The organism is Streptomyces thermospinosisporus, assembly GCF_039526425.1.
Taxonomy (GTDB): Bacteria; Actinomycetota; Actinomycetes; order Streptomycetales; family Streptomycetaceae; genus Streptomyces; species Streptomyces thermocarboxydovorans.
The window spans coordinates 1-2,924 of record NZ_BAAAIZ010000052.1 but is presented as its reverse complement, the minus strand read 5'-3'; the positions used below and the strand labels follow the sequence as shown (position 1 = coordinate 2,924).

The window sequence follows — 2,924 nt, the reverse complement described above, 5'->3', positions numbered from 1 at the left end:
TGGACCGAGACCGGGGCGTCTCCACCGACCGCCACGGGCCCGACCTGGATCTGCCGGCTCTTCCGGCGCTCGGCGAGCTTGGTCGGAACGGACGGCATGCCGAGAGAAATCGCAGTCATCTGCTGTGCAACCCCAAGTCGTGGATCAAGGTCCGGCCCCGGTGAGCAGCGGGCTCCGGGCTTCGAGATTACGGTACGGGCCCTGGCCGGGGCACATCCGCTGCGCAAACCCGCGCAAAGGACGACGGCCCGGAACGAAAGGGTTCCGGGCCGTCGGGCGAGGTGTCCTTCAGGGCGCCGGCCTAGGAGATCTTCACCGGGTTCACCACGTCGGCGACCAGGACCAGGATGGTGAAGCAGACGAAGATGCCCGCCACCACGTACGCCACCGGCATCAGCTTGGCCACGTCGAACGGGCCGGGGTCCGGGCGGCGCAGCAGCCTGGCGACATTGCGGCGCAGCGACTCCCACAGGGCGCCCGCGATATGGCCGCCGTCCAGCGGCAGCAGCGGGAGCATGTTGAACAGGAACAGGGAGAGGTTGAAGCCGGCGAGCAGCATCACGAACATCGCCAGCTGCTGGGAGGCCGGGATGTCGAGCGTGGCGATCTCGCCGCCCACCCGGGCCGCGCCGACGACGCCCATCGGGGAGTCCGGTTCGCGCGGGCCGTCGCCGAAGGCCGCGTCCCACAGGGCGGGGACCTTGGAGGGCAGGGCGGCCAGCGAGTCCACGGCGTCGCCGACCCGGTCGGTCATCCAGGTCACGGAGTCGCCGAAGTCCTGTTTGACGACGCCGGTGGCGGCGCTGAAGCCGAGGAAGCCGGCCTTGACGTACTCGCCCTCGACGTACTGGCCGTTGCCGTCCTTCTTGGCGACCAGGTTGGTGGCGATCTTCGCCTGGAGGGTGACCTCCCGGCCGTCGCGCTCGACGACGATCGGCACCTGCTTGCCCGCGCTGTCGCGGATCAGGTCGGAGAGGGTGCCCCAGTCCTCGGTGCGCTTGCCGTCGAAGGCGACGATCTTGTCGCCCGCCTTCATGCCGGCCGCGGCAGCCGGGGACTGCGGGTCGCCCTTCTTGCACTCGTCGCGGTTCTCGCTCTGCGAGATGACGCACGGGGACACCGAGCTGACCGTGGTGGTCTGCTGCTGGATGCCGAAGCCCATCAGCACGGTCAGGAACAGCGCCACGGCGAGGATCAGGTTCATGAAGGGGCCCGCGAACATCACCACGACCCGCTTCCACGGCGTGCGCGTGTAGAAGAGGCGGTTCTCGTCGCCCGGCTTGAGCTCCTCGAAGGCCGCCGAGCGGGCGTCCTCGATCATGCCGCGCCACGGGGAGGTGGAGCGGGCCTCGAGGCGGCCGTCCGGGCCGGGCGGGAACATGCCGATCATCCGGATGTAGCCGCCGAGCGGGATCGCCTTGATGCCGTACTCGGTCTCGCCCTTGTGCCGGGACCACAGGGTCGGGCCGAAGCCGACCATGTACTGGGGCACGCGGATGCCGAACATCTTGGCGGTGGACAGGTGCCCCAGCTCGTGCCAGGCGATGGAGAACAGCAGGCCGACCGCGAAGACGACTATGCCAAGGATGAACATCAGGGTCGTCATGCACGCGCCTCCGCGCTCGCCGTCCGGTCGGTCAGTTCCCGGGCTCTCGCGCGCGCCCAGGTCTCCGCTTCGAGGACGTCCGGCACGGTCAGGGAGGTTCCCGTGGGCGGGGTGCCGTGTTCCTCGACCACCCGCGTGACGGTCTCCATGATGCCGTTGAACGGCAGCCTGCCGGCGCGGAAGGCCTCCACGCACTCCTCGTTGGCCGCATTGAACACGGCCGGGGCGGTGCCCGCGAGTTCGCCGACGTGCCGGGCGAGGTTCACCGAGGGGAAGGCCTCGTTGTCGAGGGGGAAGAACTCCCAGGTGGACGCCTTGCTCCAGTCGAAGGCGGGGGCGGCGTCGGGGACCCGTTCGGGCCAGCCGAGGCCGATGGCGATGGGCCCGCGCATGTCGGGCGGCGTCGCCTGCGCCAGTGTCGATCCGTCCGTGAACTCAACCATCGAGTGGACATACGACTGGGGATGCACGACCACCTCAATGCGGTCGAAGGGAATGTCGTAGAGGAGGTGCGCCTCGATCACCTCCAGCCCCTTGTTGACCAGGGTGGCGGAGTTGATGGTGATCACCGGGCCCATCGCCCAGGTCGGGTGGGCGAGGGCGTCCTCGACGGTGACGTTCGCCAGCTCCTCCTTGGTACGGCCGCGGAAGGGACCGCCGGAGGCGGTGACGACCAGCTTGCGGACATCGGCGCGGGTGCCGGCGGCCAGCGCCTGGAACAGGGCGGCGTGCTCGGAGTCCACCGGGATGATCTGACCGGGCTTGGCCCGCGCCTTCACCAGCGGGCCGCCCACGATCAGCGACTCCTTGTTGGCGAGCGCGAGGGTGCGGCCCGCCTCCAGGGCGGCGAGGGTCGGGGCGAGGCCGATGGAGCCGGTGATGCCGTTGAGGACGGTGTGGCAGTCGGAGGCGGCGAGCTGGGTGGCCGCGTCCGGCCCGGCGAGGATCTCGGGCAGCGGCTTCCCCGCGCCGTACCGCGCGGTGAGCGCCTCCCGCAGGGCCGGTACGACGTCCTCGCGGGCGACGGCGACGGTGCGGACACCGAGGCGGTGGGCCTGTTCGGCGAGGAGGGCGACGCGGCTGCCGTTCGCGGAGAGGCCGGTGACCCGGAAGCGTGCGGGGTTGCGCAGCACGAGGTCGATGGCCTGGGTGCCGATCGACCCGGTGGAGCCGAGGATCACCACGTCCTTCGGGCCGTCTCCGGCGACGGGGTCGTACACCAGATGCGGGTCGGCGAGGGGAGCTGGAGCGTCGGTCATGAGCCCCATTGTGTCCGGTCGGGGCGGGTGCGCAGGCCACCGCCCGCCCGGCCGCCGGG

General features: G+C 70.7%; 2 protein-coding genes and 1 pseudogene. All 3 read right to left on the bottom strand.

The features are described 5' to 3' along the window. Positions 1-119: pseudogene (locus ABD207_RS18480) on the bottom strand (flavodoxin-dependent (E)-4-hydroxy-3-methylbut-2-enyl-diphosphate synthase); the annotation flags it as partial. Between the two features lie 182 nt (positions 120-301). Beyond that, on the bottom strand, positions 302-1,594 hold the full coding sequence (locus tag ABD207_RS18475; RefSeq protein ID WP_344014209.1) for a M50 family metallopeptidase: 1,293 nt from the start codon (positions 1,592-1,594) through the stop codon (positions 302-304). An 8-nt stretch (positions 1,595-1,602) separates the two neighbouring features. Continuing rightward, entirely contained in the window at positions 1,603-2,865 is a 1,263-nt protein-coding gene (dxr, locus tag ABD207_RS18470; protein WP_344014208.1) for a 1-deoxy-D-xylulose-5-phosphate reductoisomerase, read from the bottom strand. Between the last annotated feature and the right edge of the window lie 59 nt (positions 2,866-2,924).